The organism is Pseudomonas sp. P4_B3 (assembly GCF_056402295.1).
In genome coordinates this window covers 1-20,995 of the sequence record NZ_JBFUHR010000007.1, presented here as the reverse complement: position 1 = coordinate 20,995, position 20,995 = coordinate 1, and the positions used below count along the sequence as shown (strand labels likewise).

The following is a 20,995-nucleotide window of genomic DNA, read 5'->3' as shown; positions in this document are numbered from 1 at the left end:
GGTAAATCTTTAGAAATTGCCCTGGACCCACTTCTTCAGGCGGTCCAGCAGCGGAGCCTGTGGCTCTTCGTTGCTGTAGCTGTCGCGGCTGCCGATGCCCGAGAACGAGATGCCGTCGGACTGCTTCTGCAGGCCGTACATCAACAGGCCGACGCCGGTGGAATAGATCGGGTTGCGCACCACGTCATCCAGACCTTTCACGCCGTGAGGCACGCCCAGGCGCACCGGCATGTGGAAGATTTCCTCGGCCAGTTCAGTAGCGCCTTCCATCTTCGACGTACCGCCGGTCAGCACGATGCCGGCCGGGATCAGGTCTTCGTAGCCGCTGCGGCGCAGTTCGGCCTGGATCAGCGTGAACAGTTCGTCGTAGCGCGGCTCGACCACTTCGGCCAGGGCCTGGCGGGACAGCTCGCGTGGTGGACGGTCGCCAACGCTTGGCACCTTGATGGTTTCACCGGCACCGGCCAGTTTGGCCAGGGCGCAGGCGTAGCGAATCTTGATTTCTTCGGCGTACTGGGTCGGAGTGCGCAACGCCATGGCGATGTCGTTGGTCACCTGGTCACCGGCAATCGGGATCACTGCGGTGTGACGGATCGCGCCTTCGGTGAAGATCGCGATGTCGGTGGTGCCGCCGCCGATGTCCACCAGGCACACGCCCAGCTCTTTCTCGTCATCGGTCAGTACCGAGTACGCGGAAGCCAGTTGCTCGAGAATGATGTCGTCGATTTCCAGGCCACAACGACGCACGCATTTTTCAATGTTCTGTGCGGCATTGACGGCGCAGGTGACCACGTGGACCTTGGCTTCCAGACGCACGCCGGACATGCCCAGTGGCTCGCGGACGCCTTCCTGGTTATCGATCACGTAATCCTGCGGCAGGGTGTGCAGCACGCGCTGGTCAGCCGGGATCGCCACGGCCTGGGCCGCGTCGAGTACACGCTCAAGGTCCGCCGAGCTGACTTCGCGATCACGAATCGCCACGATGCCGTGGGAGTTCAGGCTGCGGATGTGATTGCCGGCCACACCGACGAACGCCGAGTGAATGCGGCAACCCGCCATCAGCTGCGCTTCTTCGATGGCGCGCTGGATCGATTGCACGGTGGATTCGATGTTCACCACCACGCCTTTTTTCAGGCCACGGGATGGATGGGTACCGATCCCGACGATTTCCAGCGTGCCGTCGTCCGCGACCTCGCCCACCAGCGCCACCACCTTGGAGGTGCCGATATCGAGACCGACGATCATTTTGCCGCTTTGCACGTTTGCCATGGGTCCTGCCTCTTCTTAATTCTTCGCGACAGCGGGTTGGGCTGCCGTGGGCGCTACAGGTTCCCGCCAGCCAACAGCGAGGCCGTTGGCGTAGCGCAGATCGATGCGCGCAATGTTCGTAATCTGTTCTTTGAGCGTCTTGTCATAGATGGCGATGAAACGGCGCATCTTTTCCACCTGGTTGCCGCGTCCCAGCAGCAGTTCGATCCCGGGACCCGCGCTGCCGGGGCCGGTGGTCAGGAACCAGCTGCCACGATCACGCAGTTCCAGGCGTGCAATCGAGAAGCCCAGCGGCCTGAGCATCTGGCTCAGCACCTGGTATTGCTGCATCACTTGCTGTTGAGCCCGCTGCGGGCCAAACAGCTGAGGCAAGTGTTCGTAGTTCGCCAGCTCGCGCGGGGTGAAGGCCTGGCCCTGGTTGTTCAACAGCGACTCGTCACCCCATCGGGCCACCGGCAGTTGTTCTTCCAGGCGGATCACCACTTGATCCGGCCACACCCGGCGCACTTCGGCGTGGGCAATCCATGGCATCGTTTCCAGCTCGGTGCGCATGCTCGCCAGGTCGATGGTGAAGAAGCTCGACGCCACGTACGGGGCGATCCGCTGCTGCACCGCTTGCTGGCTGATGTAACTCAAGTCGCCCTGCACGTTGATCCTGGTGATCGGCCGGTCGGCATACGGCAACAGCCGTGTCGCGCCTTCGTAAGTACCGAACCCCAAAGCCACCAGCACTACCGGCCAGAACAACGCTTTGAGAAAACCGAAGTTGGCTTTCGGCAGGCGCGCGGACATCGGCTCTTTGGCCACCATTCGGCTGGCACCCCGCGGCACCGGCTTGCGGCCGGGCGATGCGGGGGGCTGATGTCTGAGCTGAGCGCCTTGCATGGCCTTAACCTCTCGTCGACTCTTGGTTACCGGCAGTGTTGCCGGCAACGCTCTCGGCCAGAATGGCCAGAACCAGTTGCTGGAAATTCAGACCGGCAGCACGGGCCGCCATCGGCACCAGGCTGTGATCGGTCATGCCCGGTGCGGTGTTGACTTCCAGGAACCAGAACTGCCCGTCGGCGTCCTGCATCACGTCTGCCCTGCCCCAACCGGCGATACCCAGCGCTTCACAGGCTTTCGCCGTGAGGTCCATGAGTTCCTGTTCCTTGGCGCTGTCCAGACCGCACGGAATGCGGTACTGGGTATCGTTGGCGATGTACTTGGCGTCGTAGTCGTAGAAGCTGTGCGTCGTGCCCAGGGCAATCGGTGGCAACACCTGGTCACGCAGGGTGGCGATGGTGAACTCCGGACCGTGAATCCATTGCTCGACCAGCACTTGCGAATCGTAGGTACTGGCCGCTTTCCATGCGTCGATCAATTCGGACGCGGAACTCACTTTGGCCATACCGATACTTGAACCTTCATGGGCCGGTTTGACGATCAAAGGGAAGCCCAGTTCCGTCGCCGCCGAAATACAATCGGCCTCGCTGCTGAGTACCGCGTGACGTGGGGTCGGAATGCCCAGGCTGTGCCAGACCTGCTTGGTGCGCAGCTTGTCCATGGCCAGGGCCGAAGCCAGGATGCCGCTGCCGGTGTACGGAATGCCCAGGCATTCGAGCAGGCCCTGCATGCTGCCGTCTTCACCGCCACGGCCGTGGAGGATGATGAAGGCGCGGTCGATCTTTTCGTTGAGCAGTCGCTGCAGCAGGTCATCGCCCACGTCGAGGCCGAACGCGTCCACACCGGCGCTTTGCAGTGCGTCCAGAACGGCGTTACCCGACTTCAGGGACACTTCACGCTCGGCACTCTTGCCGCCGAACAGCACGGCGACGCGGCCGAAGTCTTTCGGCGCGATCGTGGAGACCAGGTTGGCGTAGGCAGCAGTCATTTCAACTTCCCCTTCTTCGGCGCGGCAACGGCACCGGCGAACAACTCACTTTTCAACAGTTTTGGTGCGAGACCGCCGATATCGCCGGCGCCCTGGCACAGCAGGATGTCGCCGGCGCGCAGCAGCGGCTTGACCACTGGCGCAAGGTCGACACCACGCTCGATGTAGATCGGGTCGAGCTGGCCACGCTGACGGATGCTGTTGCACAGCTTGCGGCTGTCAGCGCCCGGGATCGGCTCTTCGCCGGCCGGATAGACTTCCATCAGCAGCAGTACGTTGGCGTCGGCCAGTACATTGACGAAATCGTCGTACAGGTCACGGGTGCGGCTGTAGCGGTGCGGCTGGTAGACCATCACCAGGCGGCGCTCCGGCCAGCCACCGCGTACGGCCTTGATCACTGCCGCGACTTCCGTCGGGTGGTGACCGTAGTCATCGACCAGCATTACATTGCCGCCGTCTACCGGCAGTTCGCCGTAGACCTGGAAGCGTCGGCCGACACCCTGGAACCCGGACAGGCCCTGGACGATGGCTTCATCGCTGACGCCTTCGTCGGTGGCGATGCAGATAGTCGCAAGGGCGTTCAATACGTTGTGGTTGCCCGGCATGTTCACCGAAACATCCAGTGGCTCGCGGTCGGGACGCAGTACGGTGAAGAAGGTCTGCATGCCTTGCTGGCGCACGTTGATCGCACGTACGTCGCAGTCTTCGCCGAAGCCATAGGTGACCGTCGGACGTTTGACCTGCGGGAGGATTTCACGCACTACCGGATCGTCCAGGCACACCACCGCCAGACCGTAGAACGGCAGGTTGTGCAGGAATTCGACGAAGGTTTTCTTCAGTTTGTTGAAGTCACCGTCGTAGGTCGCCATGTGGTCGGCGTCGATGTTGGTGACCACGGCCACCAGCGGCTGCAAGTGCAGGAAGCTGGCGTCGCTTTCGTCGGCTTCGGCAATCAGGTAACGGCTGGTGCCGAGCTGGGCATTGGTACCCGCGGCATTCAGACGGCCACCGATTACGAACGTCGGGTCCAGGCCACCGGCGGCGAACACCGACGCGATCAGACTGGTGGTCGTGGTTTTGCCGTGGGTACCGGCAACGGCGATGCCGTGGCGATAGCGCATCAGCTCAGCCAGCATCTCTGCACGCGGCACCACCGGAATACGGCGTTCCAGCGCGGTAGCGACTTCCGGGTTGGACGTGTTCACGGCACTCGACACCACCAGCACGTCGGCGGCAGCGGCGTTCTCGGCGCGGTGGCCGATGAAGATCTGCGCGCCGAAGGACTCCAGGCGCTCGGTGACCGGCGAAGCCTTCAGGTCGGAACCGGACACTTCATAGCCCAGGTTCAACAACACTTCAGCAATCCCGCACATGCCCACACCGCCGATACCAACGAAGTGGATGCGACGGATGCGGCGCATTTCCGGTTGTGGCATGGCTTTCTGATTCTCAACCATGGGCCACCTCCAGGCAGCTATCGACCACGTTACGGGTGGCATCGGGTTTGGCCAGGCGGCGTGCCGCAGTAGCCATTTCGTTGAGTCGTTGTGGTTGCATCAGGACCTCTGTCAGGCGAGCGGCAAGATCCGCTGCACCAGTCGTTCTTTGCGGCATCAGGAAGGCTGCGCCTTCACGGGCCAAATATTCGGCGTTGCGGGTCTGGTGATCGTCGATGGCATGAGGCAAAGGCACCAGCATCGAGGGCAGACCGGCGGCGGCCAGTTCACTGATGGTCAGCGCGCCTGCGCGACAAACCACCAGGTCGGCCCAGCTGTAGGCTTGGGCCATGTCTTTGATGAAGGGCTGCACCTGCGCCTCGACGCCAGCCGCGCGATAGCGCTCTGCAGTCACTTCATCGTGGTTTTTGCCGGCCTGATGGAACACTTCCGGACGCAAATCGGCAGCGACTTGCGACAGGGCTTCAGGCAGCAACTTGTTCAACGGTTCTGCGCCCAGGCTTCCGCCCAGGATCAGCAAACGCGCCTTGCGACCAGCCAGGGCAGGTCGCGATGTCTCGAGGAACAGCTCGGTGCGCACCGGATTACCGGTGGTCCGGCGGCTGTCCGACAGGGTAAAGGTGTCGGGGAACGCTTCACAGACTCGGGCGGCCAACGGCACCAGCAACCGATTGGCGGTACCGGCCACGGCGTTCTGTTCGTGAACGATCACCGGCACGCCGGCCAGTTTGGCAGCAACGCCACCAGGACCGGTCACATAACCACCAAAGCCAACCACGCAGACCGGCCGCAGCCGACGAATGATCGCCCGCGCCTGCCAGACCGACTTGAGCAACATGAACGGCGCCTTGAACAGGGACAGCTTGCCCTTGCCGCGCAGACCGCTGGCATTGATCCGGTGCAACTCGATACCGGCCGCCGGCACCAGATCGTTCTCGATGCCACGCGGAGTGCCGAGCCAGTGCACGGTATAGCCGCGTGCCTGGAATTCGCGGGCACAGGCCAGTGCCGGGAACACGTGGCCACCGGTGCCGCCAGCCATGATCATGACGTTAGCGCCCATGGTTCGGCTCCTCGGCGAAGTCGCTCTCATGGAACTCCATCTCTTCACTGCCCAGGTGGGTTCGACTTTCCCACTCGATGCGCAGCAACAAGCCGAGACAGGCACAGCAGATCACCAACGAACTACCGCCATAACTGAGGAACGGCAAGGTCAGACCCTTGGTCGGCAGCAGACCGACGTTTACACCAATGTTGATCAGGAACTGACCAATCCACAGGAACGACAGACCGTAGGCCACGTAAGCCGCGAAAAACTGCTTGGCCTTTTCAGCCCACAAACCGATGTACATGCCACGAATGCACACGAAGACGAACAGTGCCACGGTGCACAACGAACCCACCGCCCCCAGCTCTTCGGCCAGGACCGAGAACACGAAGTCAGTGTGGGCTTCCGGCAGGTAGAACTGTTTCTGCACGCTGTTGCCCAGGCCGACGCCCAGCCATTCACCGCGACCGAAGGCGATCAACGCCTGGGACAACTGATAGCCGGCGCCGAACTGGTCGGCCCATGGGTCGGCAAAGTTGGTCAGGCGCGCCATTCGATACGGCTGCATTTGAATCAACAGCACCACCGCGCCGACAGCCAGCACCACCATCAGGGAAAAGCGGAACAGCCCGACGCCGCCAAGGAACAGCATCGCCGCCGCCGCCCCCATCATCACGACGGTGGCACCGAAGTCCGGTTCCATCAGCAGCAGGCCCGCCATTGGCAGCAGCACGATGAACGGCTTGAAGAAGCCCATCCAGCTTTCGCGCACTTCTTTCTGGCGGCGCACCAGATAACCGGCGAGGTAGATCACCACGAACACCTTGGCGATCTCGGAAGGCTGAACGTTGAAGAAACTGAAGCCGATCCAGCGCATCGAGCCGTTAACCTCACGGCCGATCCCCGGAATGATCACCATCACCAGCAAGCCGAACGCACCGAGCAGCATCAGCCAGCCCAGCCGTTGCCAAGTAGCGATCGGGATCATCATGGTGACGATGCAGGCACCCAGGCCCAGCACCACGTAAATAAGGTGGCGAATCATGTAATACAGGGCGCTGCCCGACTGCACGGCCGCCACTTCGGTCGATGCCGAGGCAATCATGATCAGCCCCAGGCCGAGCAACGTCAGGCAACCGGCGAGCATCGGGAAGTCGAGGTCGATACCGCGCCCGGTGATGATCGGCGAAGGGTATGGCTTGATGATGTCTCTCAGGCTCATGCCAGATCCTCCACGGCTTGGACGAACTGGTGACCACGGTCTTCGTAGTTCTTGAACATGTCGAAACTGGCGCAGGCTGGCGACAGCAGCACCACGTCGCCCGGCTGGGCGGCGGCGCGGCATTGCTCGACGGCCTCGGCCAGGGAGCCGGCGCGGATCAGCGGTACGGCGTCGCCGATAGCCTCGCCGATCTTGTCGGAGTCGCGCCCCATCAGCACCACGGCGCGGCAGTTGGCCGCCACCGGATCGTGCAGGTCCTTGAACTCGGCACCTTTGCCATCGCCACCGGCGATCAGCACGACTTTGCCGTCGATGTCTGCGCCCAAACCTTCGATGGCCGCCAGTGCGGCGCCGACGTTGGTGGCTTTGGAATCGTTGTAATAGCCCACGCCGTCAAGATCGCGGACCCATTGGCAGCGATGCTCGAGACCGGCGAAGGTGCGCAGGCTCGACAGCATGGCATCGAACGGCAGGCCGACCGCATGGCCCAGGGCCAGGGCTGCCAGGGCGTTGGACTGATTGTGGGCGCCGCGAATCTTCAATTCGCGCACCGGCATCAGGTTCTGGAATTCGAAGGCCAGGTATTTCTCGCCGTCTTCTTCACGGATACCAAACGCCTTGAAATCGGGTTTGCTCAGGCCGAAGGTCCAGCATGGCTGCCCTTCGCCTATCAACGGACGACTCAGGGCATCCTGACGGTTGACCACGAACTGTCTGGCACCGCGGAAGATCCGGTGCTTGGCCAGGTGATAGGCTGGCAGACCGCTGTAACGGTCCATGTGGTCTTCGCTGATGTTGAGCACGGTCGCCACTTCGGCGTTGAGTTGGTCGGTGGTTTCCAGCTGGAAACTCGACAGTTCCATCACGTACAACTCGATGTCGTCGCTGAGCAAGTCCAACGCCGGGGTACCGAGGTTGCCACCAACGGCAACACGCTTGCCCGCCGCCGCCGCCATTTCGCCGACCAGCGTGGTGACGGTACTTTTCGCGTTGGAACCGCTGATGGCCACGATCGGCGCCTTCGCGTTACGCGCGAACAGTTCGATGTCGCCGGACAATTTCACGCCACGGGCGGCGGCGGCCTGCAGGGCCGGGGTCGCCAGCGCCAGACCGGGGCTGACGTAGAGCTCGTCGGCACGGCACAGGAATTCGACGTCCAGCTCGCCACAACGCACTTCCACGTGCGGATAGTCACGCTTGAGCGTGGCCAGTTCCGGTGGATTTTCCCGCGTATCGGCCACGGCAAACGCCACGCCCCGGTTCGCCAGGAAGCGAACCAGAGACATGCCACTCTTGCCGAGGCCGACAACGATGCGGAAGTGGTCAGAAGCGATCAGAGACACGAGTTTCTACCTCAGCTTCAGGGTGGCAAGGCCGACCAGCACGAGAATCACGGTGATGATCCAGAAACGGACGATCACACGCGGCTCGGGCCAGCCCTTGAGTTCAAAGTGGTGGTGGATCGGCGCCATGCGGAATACGCGGCGACCGGTCAGTTTGAAAGAGGCAACCTGAATGACCACGGACAGGGTTTCCATCACGAACACGCCGCCCATGATGAACAGAACGATTTCCTGACGGACGATCACTGCGATGGTGCCCAGGGCCGCGCCCAGCGCCAGTGCGCCGACGTCGCCCATGAAGACTTGTGCCGGATAGGTGTTGAACCACAGAAAGCCCAGGCCTGCTCCGATCAACGCGCCACAGAACACGATCAGTTCACCGGCGCCCGGCACATAAGGAATCAGCAGGTATTCGGCGAATTTCACGTTACCCGACAGGTAGCAGAAAATGCCCAGGCCGCCGCCCACCATCACCGTCGGCATGATCGCCAGGCCGTCTAGGCCGTCGGTCAGGTTGACCGCGTTGCTCGAACCGACAATCACGAAGTAGGTCAGGACGATGAAGCCGGCGCCCAATGGAATGCTGTAGTCCTTGAGCATCGGCAGGATCAGTGTGGTTTCCACCGGCGTGGCGGCGGTCACATACAGGAAGATCGCTGCGCCCAGACCAAATACCGACTGCCAGAAATACTTCCAGCGGCTTGGCAGCCCGCGGGAGTTCTTCTCGATGACCTTACGGTAGTCGTCGACCCAGCCGATGGCGCCGAACAGCAGGGTCACCAACAGTACGACCCAGACGTAACGGTTGCTCAGGTCAGCCCAAAGCAGGGTGCTGACACCGATGGACGACAGAATCAGTGCGCCGCCCATGGTCGGTGTACCCGATTTGGACAGGTGCGACTGCGGGCCGTCATTGCGAACGGACTGACCGATCTGACGGTTCTGCAGGGTGCGGATCATCCACGGGCCATAGCACAGCGACAAAACCAGCGCGGTCAGTACACCGAGAATCCCGCGCAGGGTCAGGTACTGGAAGACCGCGAAGCCTTTGTAGAACTGTTGCAGATACTCCGCTAGCAGCAGCAGCATTAATGTTTCTCCAGACTGGACCCGCACAAGGCGGCGACGACGTTTTCCATCGCAGCGCTGCGCGACCCCTTGATCAAAATGGTGGTGTTTGTGTCTTGTTCGGCGTCCAGGGCCTTGATCAGCTCAGCCTGCGTGCTGAAGTGAAAAGCCTGTGGACCGAATGCGTTCACGGCGTGAGCCATCATTGGCCCGACGGCGTACAGCGCAGAAACCTTGCCACGGGCGTACTCGCCCACGTCGCGGTGCCCCTGCTCCGCCCATTCGCCCAACTCGCCGATCTCCCCGAGCACCAGGACGGTGCGACCGGAAAAGCCGGCCAGTATATCAACGGCAGCGCACATGGAGGTGGGATTGGCGTTGTAAGTGTCATCGATCACGCGCATGCCATTGCTGGCCAATTGCGCAACGGTGCGACCCTTGACCGGTTGCACCGCGCCAAGGCCGGCGGCGATACCGAACAGCGACACACCCAGGGCATGGGCGGCAGCGGCGGCAGCCATGGCATTGGCGACGTTGTGGGTGCCGAGCAGGTTCAGTTGAACGCGCTCCGAGCCTTCAGGGCTGTGCAGGTTGAACGCCGGGCAGCCGCGAGCATCGGTGGCCAGGTCACTGGCATGGAAATCGGCGCTGGTGTTGCTCAACGCAAACGTCAGCACGTTGCGGTCACCGGCGCGCGCCTTCCAGATACCGAATGCCTTGTCGTCGAGATTGAGAACGGCGACGCCATCGGCATCCAGCCCTTCAATGATCTCGCCCTTGGCTTCGACGATTTTGTCCGGACCGCCGAACTCACCGACGTGGGCGGTCCCGGCGTTATTGAGAACGGCCACATGGGGTTTGGTCATGCTCACGGTGTAGGCAATTTCGCCCAGGCGCGAGGCACCCAGCTCGATCACCGCAGCGGCATGTTCCGGCGCCAGTTCGAGCAGGGTCAGCGGAACGCCGAGGTCATTATTCAGGTTGCCACGGGTCGCCAGCACCGGGCCACGGGTGCGCAGGATGCTCGCAAGCATTTCCTTGACCGTGGTCTTGCCGCTGGAACCGGTGATGGCCGCGACCGGATGGGTGTAGGCGGCGCGATTCAGCGCGCCCAACTGGCCCAGGGCCTGGCGAGTGTCGCTGACCAGCAATTGTGGCAGCGTGCTGTCGGCGACTTCACGCTCGACCAGCGCGGCCACGGCACCCTTGGCGGCGACTTCATTCAGATAATCATGACCATCGAAGCGCGGACCGGCCAGCGCGATAAACAGTTGACCGGGCTTGATTGCGCGGCTGTCGATGCTGACACCGTCGAAACTGGCATCGGCGGACACCAGGCGAGCATTCAGCGCACCGGTCAGTTCGCTCAGTTTCAAGGCCTTAAGCATGGGCCACCTCCCACGCGGTCAAGGCATGATCGGCCTCGACCAGATCGGAAAAGGCATGACGCTCGCCGTTGATTTCCTGATAGTCCTCGTGACCTTTACCGGCCAGGACAATCACGTCATCCACCGAAGCGCTGGCAATCAGTTGGGCAATCGCCTGGCCACGACCGGCAACGAACTCCACTTTATCCACAGCCGTGAAACCGGCGCGGATGTCATCGAAAATCACTGCCGGGTCTTCAGTACGCGGGTTGTCATCGGTCACCAGCACGCCATCAGCCAAGCGCTCGACCACTTCGGCCATCAACGGGCGCTTGCCGCGATCGCGGTCGCCGCCACAGCCGAACAGGCACAGCAACCGGCCCTTGGCGTGTGGACGCAGGGCCAGCAATACTTTTTCCAGGGCATCCGGGGTGTGGGCGTAATCGACCACCACCAGCGGCTGCGAACCACCGCCCAGACGCTGCATGCGACCGGCAGGGCCTTCAAGCTGCGGCAGCACCTTGAGGATTTCGTCCAGGGCGTAATCAAGACCGAGCAACGCGCCGACCGCCGCCAGGACATTGCTCAGGTTGAAGCGACCGAGCAAGGTGCTGCGCAAGAGGTGCTCGCCCTGCGGCGTGACCAGTGTGGCGCGCACGCCTTCGTCGTCGAATTGCGCCTGGCGGCAATACAGGTAAGCGCTGGAATTTTCCAGGCTATAGGTGATCAGCCGCGATTCGCACTTGTCGGCAGCCAGTTGCCGGCCGAACTCGTCGTCGAGGTTGACCACGCGGCATTTCAAGTCATTCCAGGCAAACAGCCTGGACTTGGCTTCGCCGTAAGCCTGCATGGTGCCGTGGTAATCCAGGTGATCGCGGGACAGGTTGGTCATCACCGCCACATCGAAGGCCAATGCCGTCACGCGCCCCTGGTCCAGGCCATGGGAAGACACTTCCATCGCCACGGCTTTGGCCCCGGCCTTCTTCAGGTCCGCCAGGGTCGCTTGCACGGCAATCGGATTCGGCGTGGTGTGCAGGCCGCTTTCCAGCGCGCCGTAGAAACCGCAACCGAGTGTGCCGACCAGGCCGCAGTGCTGGCCGAGCAGGTCCAGTGCCTGGGCGACCAATTGCGTCACGCTGGTCTTGCCGTTGGTGCCGGTTACGCCCACCAGGTTCAGGTGATGACTCGGCTCGCCATAAAAACGCCCGGCGATGTCCGACAGTTGAGCCGCCAGGCCTTTGACCGGAATCAGCGGCACTTCAGTGATCGGCAGGATCGTGGCGCCTTCTACTTCATAGGCCACCGCAGCCGCACCGCGCTGCAAGGCGTCGGCAATATGCGCGCGCCCATCGAATTTCCCGCCTGGCACGGCGAGGAACAGATCACCCGCGCGCACATTGCGGCTGTCCAGGGCGAGTTCGCGAATCAGCAGATCGTGGCCGGCGTGAGGGAAAATCTTGTTCAGGCTCAGAGACATCAGCCGCGCCCTCCATTGGCTTTCAGCGGAACGACCGGTGTTGCGTTCGCTTGTTGAGTAGGTGGCAAGTTGTCCGGCGTAATGTTCATCAGGCGCAGAGTGCCCGACATCACACGGCTGAACACCGGCGCGGAAACCAGGCCACCGAAGTAACCGGCCTTGGTCGGCTCGTCGATCACCACCACGATGGCGTAACGCGGATCGCTCATCGGGCCGAAGCCGGCGAACAGCGAACGGTAGGAGTTCTCGGCGTAGCCCTTGGTGCCAACCGAGGTTTTACGCGCAGTACCCGACTTGCCGCCCACGTGATACGCCGGCACCTGCGCACGGAACACACCGCGCGGGGCCTCGATCACTTGTTGCAGCATGCCTTGCATGGTTTTCGCGACGGCCTCCGGCAACACCTGGGTGGTTTGCGGTGCCTTGTCGGTCTTGATCAGGGTCAGCGGTGCGAGGCGACCGTTGTTGGCCAGGGCCGAGAAAGCGTGGACAAGCTGGATTGCGGTAACGGAGATACCGTAGCCGTAGGACAGCGTGGCGGTTTCTGCCTTGCGCCATTCGCGGTAGTTCGGCAGGTTGCCGACGCGCTCGCCCGGGAAGCCCAGGCCGGTGTCCTGGCCGAGGCCGACTTTCTGCGCGAGACGGAAAATGGTTTCGCCGCCAATGTCGAAGGCAACCTTGCTCATGCCGACGTTACTGGAGTTGATCAGGATGCCGGTCAGGTCGAGTACCGGGCCTTCGGTCTTGGATACGTCCTTGATGGTGTACTTACCAATCTGCAAGGATCCCGGATACACCTCGACGGTGTCGCTCGGTTTCCAGCGGCCGGTTTCGATCGCAGCGCTCATCGAAATCGCTTTCATGGTCGAACCCGGCTCGAACACGTCGATCATCGCGCGGTTACGCATCATCGCCGGTTGCAGGTTACGACGGTTGTTCGGGTTGTAGGTCGGCTGGTTGACCATCGCGAGAATCTCGCCGGTCTTCACGTCCATGATCACCAGGCTGCCGGCCTTGGCGCCGTTCTCAATGATCGCGTTGCGCAATTCGCGGTTGGCCAGGTATTGCAGTCGCAGGTCAATGGACAACGCCAAGGGCTTGCCGGCCTTGGCGTTTTTGGTGACCTGGACATCCTTGATCAGCCGGCCGCGCCGGTCCTTGATCACCTGACGCTTGCCAGGGACCCCGGCCAGCCATTCGTCGTAGGCCAGTTCGACGCCTTCACGACCGTGATCGTCGATGTCGGTAAACCCGACCATATGAGCAGTGACTTCGCCGGCAGGATAAAACCGCCGAAACTCTTCGATGCCATAGACACCCGGCACCTTCAGGTCGAGCACGGCCTGACCCTGCTCAGGCGTCAGCCCGCGCACCAGGTAAATGAATTCTTTGTTGGCCTGGGCTTCAAGACGCTCAGTCAGGGCTTTGGGATCTTGTCCCAGCGCTGCGGCCAGTGCTGGCCACTTGTCTTTTTCCAGCTGCATTTCCTTGGCGTTGGCCCACAGTGTGGTCACCGGGGTACTGACGGCCAAAGGCTCGCCGTTACGGTCGGTTATCAGACCACGGTGAGCCGGAATCGGAATATGACGAACGCTGCGCGCATCGCCCTGACCTTTAAGGAAGGCACGATCGACCACTTGCAGGTCAATGATGCGCCAGGCAATCGCGGCCACCATGACGCCAAGCAAACCCAGCACCACGCGGAACCGCCAAGGAAAGAGTGCACCTTCGAGTTTCATCATGGCGCCACCATCTTCACGTCAGCGGCACCGGGGATGTGCATTTTCAATTGTTCGGTGGCCAGCACTTCGATACGGCTGTGGGCGGTCCAGGTGCTCTGCTCCAGAATCAACCGGCCCCACTCGGCTTGCGCCTTGTCGCGCACGCTCAATTCGTTGTACAGCGTGTTCAGCAACTGGCGATTCCAGTGGGCGCTGTAAGACACGCCGATGGCCGACACGAGCACGCCGACAAACAACAGCAGCATGAAGAAGCTTCCGCCGGGCAATGGCTTGGCGAAAAGCTTGCTCACCGCAGCTTCTCCGCCACACGCATGACAGCACTACGGGAACGTGGATTGGCTTTGAGTTCGGCGTCGGAGGCCGTCTGCGCTTTGCCATGGACTTTGATTTTCGGTTCGAAGGCGACATGCCGAACCGGCAGGTTGCGCGGCAGGTTGTCGGCTTCGCCTTTCACCAGCTTGCGCATGAACAGTTTGACGATACGGTCTTCCAGCGAATGGAAGCTGATCACCACCAGGCGACCGCCCACTTCCAGGCACTCCAGCGCGGCTTCGAGGCCGGTCTGCAGATCACCCAGCTCGTTGTTTACGTGAATGCGCAAGCCCTGGAACGCACGGGTTGCAGGGTTTTTGCCCTTTTCCCATGCCGGGTTGGCAACCTTCAGGACTTCTGCCAAGTCACCGGTGCGCTCGAATGGCTTGATGTCTCGGCGCTCGGCCACGGCACGGGCCATGCGGCCGGAGAAACGCTCTTCGCCGTATTCCTTGAACACCCGTGCGATTTCTTCCACGGGCGCGGTGTTGACGAATTCGGCGGCGCTGATGCCACGGGACGGATCCATGCGCATGTCCAGCGGGCCGTCGTTGAGGAAGCTGAAGCCGCGCTCAGGGTCGTCGAGCTGTGGCGAAGACACGCCTAGATCCAGCAATACGCCGCTGACCTTGCCGTTCATCCCGCGTTCGGCGACTTCCGAACCGAGCTCGGCAAAGCTGCGCTGCACAACGACAAAGCGGCCGTCTTCGGCCGCTAGCGTCTGCCCGGTGGCAATCGCTTGTGGATCTTTATCGAATCCGAGCAACTGACCATCGGGACCGAGCTGGCTGAGGATCAACCGGCTGTGTCCGCCGCGCCCGAACGTGCCGTCCAGATAGCAGCCATCAGGACGTACGGCGAGAGCCTCGACGGCTTCGTCAAGCAGTACGGTGATGTGGTTAAAGCCGCTATCAATAGTCACAGGATCAAATCACGCAGTTCATCAGGCATCGCGCCCGGTTGTTGAATGGCAGCCAGGTCAGCGGCAGAAACCGCGTTCCAGGCATCCTCGTCCCACAATTGGAACTTGTTCAGTTGGCCTACCAACATCGCGCGCTTATCCAACTTGGCATATTCACGAAGACGCGGCGGAACCAGAAAACGACCACTGCCATCGAGCTCGAGGTCGACGGCATTACCAATCAATAAACGTTGCAGGCGGCGGTTCTCTTCGCGAAGCGAAGGCAGTGCGCGCAGTTTGGTTTCAATAATTTCCCACTCATCGAGGGGGTAAACACACAAACAAGGATCAACGGCATCAATTGTCACGATCAATTGACCGGAACTGCGCGATTCGAGCTCGTCACGGTACCGGCTCGGCATTGCGAGACGGCCCTTTGCATCGAGACTGATAGCGTTGGCTCCGCGAAACACGTCAGCGTTTCTCCAAATTCTAGCGTTTTGAGTTCAAAAAACCCACTTCATGCCACTTTCCGCCACTTGCGCACACTATAGGAATGCGCCCACCACACCGTCAAGGCGCGGAGCAAAGGAAAACCCTTACAGAACTGAGATTTAGGAGCATTAACGGAGAGGCAACGAGAATCCGGCAGATGAAACTGATCGATAACTTGAATCAGCACAGAAGGCTGCGTTCGAAAGTTAAAGTGATTTATTAAGAGTAAGATTTTTTTGGTATTACAAAAGAGGTTCTGCTGATGATTGTGTAAGGAGGGAAATTGCTATCACTTGCCCCCCCTGCTCAATGATTCAAGCAGAGGAAAGAAAAAGGTGGAGAGTCGATCTGTAAGCCGGGTTCTGTCTTGAACAGTCATTCGTCTACGATGGCCATCACTGGACATCTTTAGCAACCTACCCGGTCCCAGCGCGGGCCACGCCTTGGGACCCTATTTGGTCTTGCTCCAAGTGGGGTTTACCTAGCCACGAACTGTTGCCAGACGTGCGGTGCGCTCTTACCGCACCTTTTCACCCTTACCGGCGCCGAAGCGCTTAGGCGGTTATTTTCTGTGGCACTTTCCGTAGGCTCACGCCTCCCAGGCATTACCTGGCACTTCGCCCTATGGAGCCCGGACTTTCCTCCCCCCCCTAATTTTCATAGAGGGCAGCGACTGTCCGATCGACTCTCCGCCGCGAAGGTTACCGGCACAGCGCCCGAAGAACAAGCGCCAAGCGCCATTGAGCACGCCTGTGCGTCGGGTTTTACTCGCCCTTCTGCTGATCCAGCGCGATCTGGTACAGCACATTCTTTCGTTCGCCGGTGATTTGCGCCGCCAAAGCCGCCGCTCGCTTGAGCGGCATTTCTTCGAGCAACAGGTTGAGGATGCGCATCGCCTCACTGCTGACGGCGCCCTCCTCCTCGGGCGCAGACCAGCCCGCCACCAGCACCACGCACTCGCCGCGCTGCTGATTGCTGTCCGACTCGACAAACTCGCGCAGCTCAGCCAGCGGCAGCCCCTTGAGAGTCTCAAACGTCTTGGTCAGCTCACGGGCAAGCAGCGCCGGGCGCTCGGGACCGAACACCAGTTCCATGTCTTGCAGGCACTCCAGGATGCGATGTGGGGCCTCATAGAAGATCAAGGTGCGAGGTTCTTCCTTTACCTGTTCGAGACGCGCACGCCGCCCCACCGCCTTGGCCGGCAGAAAACCTTCGAAAATGAATCGATCGGAAGGCAGCCCTGCTGCCGACAGCGCGGCAATCAACGCGCAGGCACCCGGAACCGGTACCACATTGATGCCCGCCGCCCGGGCCTGCCGCACCAGGTGATAACCCGGATCGGAAATCAGCGGCGTCCCGGCATCCGAGATCAACGCCACGTTGTCACCGGCAAGCAGGCGAGTGATAAAGCGGCTACCTTCATCCCGCTCGTTGTGCTCATGGCAGGCCGCCAATGGCGTCGAGATGCCGAAGTGCTGCATCAAACGCTGGGAATGACGGGTGTCTTCCGCGGCGATCAAGGCCACTTCACGGAGAATCTTCAGCGCCCGCGCACTGATGTCATCCAGGTTGCCGATGGGCGTCGCCACCACATAAAGCGAGCCAGCAGCGGAATTCAAAGCACCTGGAGCAGTCAAAGCGCACACCTCATGATCGGTAAAAGTCGCCATTGTAGCGCGTAGCGAGGTTCACGATACGCGCAACCAATGGAGGTCTCGGCGACTGTTTGTGCGCTGGCGCAACATTTACACCAGCTAAATTGATCGATTCACACCAGTAACATCGCGCCCCGGCCAGTGCTTGGGTACAATTCCACGCTAATTTGATCGAGTATCAGGAACGCTTACATGATCGCTTGCCTGCGGCTGTTATCTGCCCTCTGCCTCGCTGCCTTGCTGGCGGCTTGCGCCAGCTCGCCCTCCTCCAGCCTTGGCGAACTTCCACGGACACCGGATGCCAGTATCGAGCAACTGCTTGAGAAGGCCTCCCAAAGCAAATCACCGGAAGATGCCGCCCTGCTGCGCTTGAGCGCTGCCGACCTGGCCTATCGCCAGGGCAATGCCGGCCAGTCCGCGCAAATCCTGCAACAGGTTCCGATCGAACAGCTCAAGCCGGGCCCACAGGTTTTCGCCAGCACCCTGGCGGCTGAACTGGCCATGACCCGCAACCAGCCCAAGGCCGCGCTGACGGCCTTGAGCCATCCGAGCATGCAACGCTTGAGCGAACTGCCCATCGAACAACAGGTCCGCACCGGCACCGTTCACGCCCGTGCACTTGAAGCCGATGGCCAGACCCTCGCCGCTGCTCGGGAGCGCATTTTCATCGCCCCGATGCTAAAAGGTGAGGCCGCGAGCAAAAACCACGAAGCCATCTGGGTCCTGATCGCTTCGCTGCCGACCGAGCAATTGCAACCGAACACCACCGACGATCTCGGCGGCTGGATGGCCCTCGCGCTGGCCGTGAAATCCGCCGGCACCCTGGAGCAGCAACAAGCCGCCATCGACAAATGGCGCGCGCAGAACCCGAAACACCCGGCAGCCATTCAATTGCCGCAGCCACTGACCCAACTCAAGGAACTGGCCAGCCAGCCCCTGAGCAAGATCGCCCTGCTGCTGCCTCAGGACGGCCCGCTGGCCTCGGTCGGCAAGGCACTGCGCGACGGCTTCATGGCTGCTCACTACCAGGCCCAACAGGCCGGGCAGAAACCACCCGCCATCGAGTTCTATGACAGCTCGCGCCTGACCTCCATGGACGAGTTCTACCGCAAGGCCCAGGCCGATGGCGTGCAACTGGTCGTCGGCCCGTTGGAGAAGCCGCTGGTCAAACAGCTGAGCGCTCGCCCGCAATTGCCGATCACCACACTCGCGCTGAACTATAGCGAAGGCGATCAGGGTCCGGCGCAGTTGTTCCAGTTCGGTCTTGCCGCTGAAGACGAAGCTCGCGAAGTGTCGCGCCGCGCTCGCGCCGACGGCCTGCATCGCGCAGCCATCATGGTGCCGAAAGGTGAATGGGGCGACCGCGTGCTCAAGGCATTCAGCCAGGATTGGCAAGCCAATGGCGGCACCATCGTCGCCACCGAACGCGTCGATCAACCGGTCCAGTTGGCCCAGCAGATTGCCGACATGTTCCAGCTGCGTCAGAGCGAAGGTCGCGCCAAGAGCCTGCAAAGCACCGTTGGCTCGCAAGTAGCTGCCCAGCCATCGCGCCGCCAGGACATCGAGTTCATTTTCCTCGCCGCAACACCGCAACAGGCCCAGCAGATCAAACCGACCCTGAACTTCCAGTACGCAGGCGATGTGCCGGTCTACGCCACCTCCCACGTGTTCAGCGCCAGCGGTGACGTCAACCAGTACAACGACATGAATGGCATTCGCTTCTGCGAGACGCCATGGTTGCTGGACGCCAATGATCCACTGCGCCGCCAGGTCACCGCCCAGTGGCCACAAGCCGCCGGCAGCCTGGGGCGCCTGTATGCCATGGGTGTGGACGCCTATCGCCTGGCGCCACGCCTGGGCCAGCTCAAGTCACTGCCAGACAGCCGCATCGACGGTGAATCGGGCAGCCTTGGCATGTCTCAGAGCCAGCGAGTCGTGCGCCAGTTGCCATGGGCCGAGTTCGCCAATGGCCAGGTTCAGCGCCTGCCGGACACCGCTCGCTGATGCCCGACAGGTCACGCCAGCAAAGCGGCAAGGATGCCGAGCGCCATGCGCTCGAGCATCTTCAACAACAGGGTCTGCGCCTGCTGGCGCAGAACTGGTTGTGTAAACGCGGCGAGCTTGATCTGGTCATGCTAGATGGCGATACAGTAGTATTCGTTGAAGTCCGCTACAGAAAAAACACTCAATGGGGTGGCGCGCTCGACAGCATCGATGAGCGCAAACGGCAAAAACTGATTTTCGCCGCGCAATATTTTCTTCAGCGCGAGTCGCGCTGGGCCAATTTCCCTTGCCGCTTCGACGTGATTGCCATCGACAGCAACCTCGATCAGTTGAACTGGCTACAGAATGCCTTCGACGGCTGATCGCCGGCAGTGCGAACCGGACACTATCACCGAACACTTTTGCTCTTTGCTTTGCGGGCTGCACATTCATGTGCCGAACAGCCGCGCCACTTAAGGTCACACAGATGGACATGCAATCCCGAATTCGCCAGCTTTTTCAGGCCAGTATCGACACCAAGCAACAGGCGATGGAAGTACTTGCACCGCACATCGAGCAAGCCAGCCAGGTCATGGTCAACGCCCTGCTCAACGAAGGAAAAATGCTTTCCTGTGGTAACGGCGGCTCTGCCGGCGACGCCCAGCACTTCTCGTCCGAGCTGCTCAATCGCTTTGAGCGCGAGCGCCCGAGCCTGCCAGCCATCGCCTTGACGACCGACAGCTCGACGATCACCTCGATCGCCAATGACTACAGCTACAACGAAATCTTCTCCAAGCAGATCCGCGCACTCGGCCAACCGGGCGATGTGTTGCTGGCTATCTCCACCAGCGGTAACTCGGCCAACATAATTCAAGCGATCCAGGCCGCACATGATCGCGAAATGATTGTCGTAGCATTGACCGGTCGTGATGGCGGCGGCATGGCGTCACTGCTATTGCCCGAGGACGTCGAGATTCGCGTACCGGCCAACGTCACTGCACGCATTCAGGAAGTCCACCTGCTGGCGATCCATTGCCTTTGCGATTTGATCGACAGCCAAATATTCGGGAGTGAAGAATGACCCCTAATCGCCTGGGCCTTCTGGCCTTGACCCTGTGCCTCGGCATCAGTGGCTGCACCTCGGTGGTGACTGCCAGCCGTGAAGCACCGATTGAAGATGACCGTGGCACCCGCACACTGGGCAGCAAGATCGACGACTCCCTGATCGACACCAAGGTTGGCGTGAACGTCGCCAAGGCCGACCCAGCCCTGGATAAGGACTCGCACATCGTCGTCACCAGCTTCAACGGCGTCGTGCTGCTCGCCGGGCAAACGCCACGCGCAGACCTCAAGGCCAAGGCCGAACAGGCCGCCGCCGCGGTCCAGCGCGTGAAGCAGGTGCACAACGAGCTGCAGGTCCTGCCACCCTCCAGCTTCCTGGCCCGTCAGAACGACACCTGGCTGACCTCCAAGATCAAAGCCCAGATGCTCGCCGACGCCAACATCCCCGGTTCGCGCATCAAGATCGTCACTGAAAACGGCATTGTCTACATGCTAGGCCTGCTGACCAAACAGGAAGCTGCGCAGGCGACCAACCTGGTGCAAGGCGTTTCCGGCGTACAGAAGATTGTGAAGCTGTTTGAGTACATCGACTGATCTGCACACCGCTTACCTATCTGCACGCGGTGTAGGAGCCGCCGAAGGCTGCGATCTTTTGATCTTAAAAAGCCAAATCAAAAGATCGCAGCCTTCGGCAGCTCCTACCCGTTTGAAGGTGGTGAAG

General features: G+C 61.2%; 19 protein-coding genes and 1 other RNA gene. 4 read left to right on the top strand and 16 right to left on the bottom strand.

Features of this window, described 5'->3' with window-relative positions:
* Positions 1-9: 9 nt before the first annotated feature.
* The 16 genes from ftsA to rsmI all read right to left on the bottom strand — a co-directional run bounded on the left by ftsA (position 10) and on the right by rsmI (position 17,244).
* Complete coding sequence (gene ftsA, locus AC1DWG_RS08935; RefSeq protein WP_007989901.1) at positions 10-1,269, bottom strand: cell division protein FtsA; 1,260 nt, start codon at positions 1,267-1,269, stop codon at positions 10-12.
* A gap of 15 nt (positions 1,270-1,284) precedes the next feature.
* Positions 1,285-2,154, bottom strand: coding sequence for a cell division protein FtsQ/DivIB (locus AC1DWG_RS08930; RefSeq protein ID WP_477753058.1), 870 nt, complete (start codon positions 2,152-2,154; stop codon positions 1,285-1,287).
* Between the two features lie 4 nt (positions 2,155-2,158).
* Positions 2,159-3,142: a D-alanine--D-alanine ligase gene (locus AC1DWG_RS08925; protein ID WP_477762655.1), complete on the bottom strand. Its 984-nt coding sequence runs from the start codon at positions 3,140-3,142 to the stop codon at positions 2,159-2,161.
* Positions 3,139-4,599, bottom strand: coding sequence for a UDP-N-acetylmuramate--L-alanine ligase (murC, locus tag AC1DWG_RS08920; RefSeq protein ID WP_477787666.1), 1,461 nt, complete (start codon positions 4,597-4,599; stop codon positions 3,139-3,141). The genes AC1DWG_RS08925 and murC overlap by 4 nt, the downstream gene beginning before the upstream one ends.
* Positions 4,592-5,662, bottom strand: a complete 1,071-nt coding sequence (gene murG, locus AC1DWG_RS08915; RefSeq protein ID WP_477753056.1) for an undecaprenyldiphospho-muramoylpentapeptide beta-N-acetylglucosaminyltransferase — start codon at positions 5,660-5,662, stop codon at positions 4,592-4,594. Before murG ends, murC begins: the two co-directional genes overlap by 8 nt.
* A complete protein-coding gene (ftsW, locus tag AC1DWG_RS08910; RefSeq protein WP_477753055.1) occupies positions 5,652-6,869 on the bottom strand; it encodes a putative lipid II flippase FtsW in 1,218 nt (405 codons plus the stop codon). Before ftsW ends, murG begins: the two co-directional genes overlap by 11 nt.
* Positions 6,866-8,212: a UDP-N-acetylmuramoyl-L-alanine--D-glutamate ligase gene (murD, locus tag AC1DWG_RS08905; protein ID WP_477762654.1), complete on the bottom strand. Its 1,347-nt coding sequence runs from the start codon at positions 8,210-8,212 to the stop codon at positions 6,866-6,868. Before murD ends, ftsW begins: the two co-directional genes overlap by 4 nt.
* A gap of 6 nt (positions 8,213-8,218) precedes the next feature.
* On the bottom strand, positions 8,219-9,301 hold the full coding sequence (mraY, locus tag AC1DWG_RS08900; RefSeq protein WP_108214916.1) for a phospho-N-acetylmuramoyl-pentapeptide-transferase: 1,083 nt from the start codon (positions 9,299-9,301) through the stop codon (positions 8,219-8,221).
* Positions 9,301-10,668 carry a UDP-N-acetylmuramoyl-tripeptide--D-alanyl-D-alanine ligase gene (locus AC1DWG_RS08895; protein ID WP_477787665.1) on the bottom strand — a complete coding sequence of 456 codons (1,368 nt, stop codon included), beginning with the start codon at positions 10,666-10,668 and terminating at the stop codon, positions 9,301-9,303. The genes mraY and AC1DWG_RS08895 overlap by 1 nt, the downstream gene beginning before the upstream one ends.
* Positions 10,661-12,124 (bottom strand): UDP-N-acetylmuramoyl-L-alanyl-D-glutamate--2,6-diaminopimelate ligase, encoded by a 1,464-nt coding sequence (locus AC1DWG_RS08890; protein ID WP_477753052.1) that lies wholly within the window; start codon positions 12,122-12,124, stop codon positions 10,661-10,663. The genes AC1DWG_RS08895 and AC1DWG_RS08890 overlap by 8 nt, the downstream gene beginning before the upstream one ends.
* On the bottom strand, positions 12,124-13,863 hold the full coding sequence (locus AC1DWG_RS08885; RefSeq protein ID WP_223459011.1) for a peptidoglycan D,D-transpeptidase FtsI family protein: 1,740 nt from the start codon (positions 13,861-13,863) through the stop codon (positions 12,124-12,126). Before AC1DWG_RS08885 ends, AC1DWG_RS08890 begins: the two co-directional genes overlap by 1 nt.
* Positions 13,863-14,156 (bottom strand): cell division protein FtsL, encoded by a 294-nt coding sequence (ftsL, locus tag AC1DWG_RS08880; protein ID WP_223458993.1) that lies wholly within the window; start codon positions 14,154-14,156, stop codon positions 13,863-13,865. Before ftsL ends, AC1DWG_RS08885 begins: the two co-directional genes overlap by 1 nt.
* Entirely contained in the window at positions 14,153-15,100 is a 948-nt protein-coding gene (gene rsmH, locus AC1DWG_RS08875) for a 16S rRNA (cytosine(1402)-N(4))-methyltransferase RsmH (protein ID WP_477753051.1), read from the bottom strand. The genes ftsL and rsmH overlap by 4 nt, the downstream gene beginning before the upstream one ends.
* A complete protein-coding gene (mraZ, locus tag AC1DWG_RS08870) occupies positions 15,097-15,552 on the bottom strand; it encodes a division/cell wall cluster transcriptional repressor MraZ (protein ID WP_221731512.1) in 456 nt (151 codons plus the stop codon). The genes rsmH and mraZ overlap by 4 nt, the downstream gene beginning before the upstream one ends.
* Before the next feature lie 357 nt (positions 15,553-15,909).
* Positions 15,910-16,263, bottom strand: an RNA gene (gene rnpB / locus AC1DWG_RS08865) — RNase P RNA component class A.
* Positions 16,264-16,338: 75 nt separating this feature from the next.
* A complete protein-coding gene (rsmI, locus tag AC1DWG_RS08860) occupies positions 16,339-17,244 on the bottom strand; it encodes a 16S rRNA (cytidine(1402)-2'-O)-methyltransferase (RefSeq protein ID WP_162130270.1) in 906 nt (301 codons plus the stop codon).
* Positions 17,245-17,421: 177 nt separating this feature from the next.
* Here rsmI and AC1DWG_RS08855 point away from each other — a divergent pair, with 177 nt between their 5' ends.
* The 4 genes from AC1DWG_RS08855 to AC1DWG_RS08840 all read left to right on the top strand — a co-directional run bounded on the left by AC1DWG_RS08855 (position 17,422) and on the right by AC1DWG_RS08840 (position 20,868).
* On the top strand, positions 17,422-19,233 hold the full coding sequence (locus AC1DWG_RS08855) for a penicillin-binding protein activator (protein ID WP_477762651.1): 1,812 nt from the start codon (positions 17,422-17,424) through the stop codon (positions 19,231-19,233).
* Complete coding sequence (locus tag AC1DWG_RS08850) at positions 19,233-19,595, top strand: YraN family protein (protein WP_477753049.1); 363 nt, start codon at positions 19,233-19,235, stop codon at positions 19,593-19,595. Before AC1DWG_RS08855 ends, AC1DWG_RS08850 begins: the two co-directional genes overlap by 1 nt.
* 104 nt (positions 19,596-19,699) lie before the next feature.
* Positions 19,700-20,293 carry a phosphoheptose isomerase gene (locus AC1DWG_RS08845; protein WP_477753048.1) on the top strand — a complete coding sequence of 198 codons (594 nt, stop codon included), beginning with the start codon at positions 19,700-19,702 and terminating at the stop codon, positions 20,291-20,293.
* Positions 20,290-20,868, top strand: coding sequence for a BON domain-containing protein (locus AC1DWG_RS08840; protein WP_477753047.1), 579 nt, complete (start codon positions 20,290-20,292; stop codon positions 20,866-20,868). Before AC1DWG_RS08845 ends, AC1DWG_RS08840 begins: the two co-directional genes overlap by 4 nt.
* Positions 20,869-20,995 lie beyond the last annotated feature (127 nt).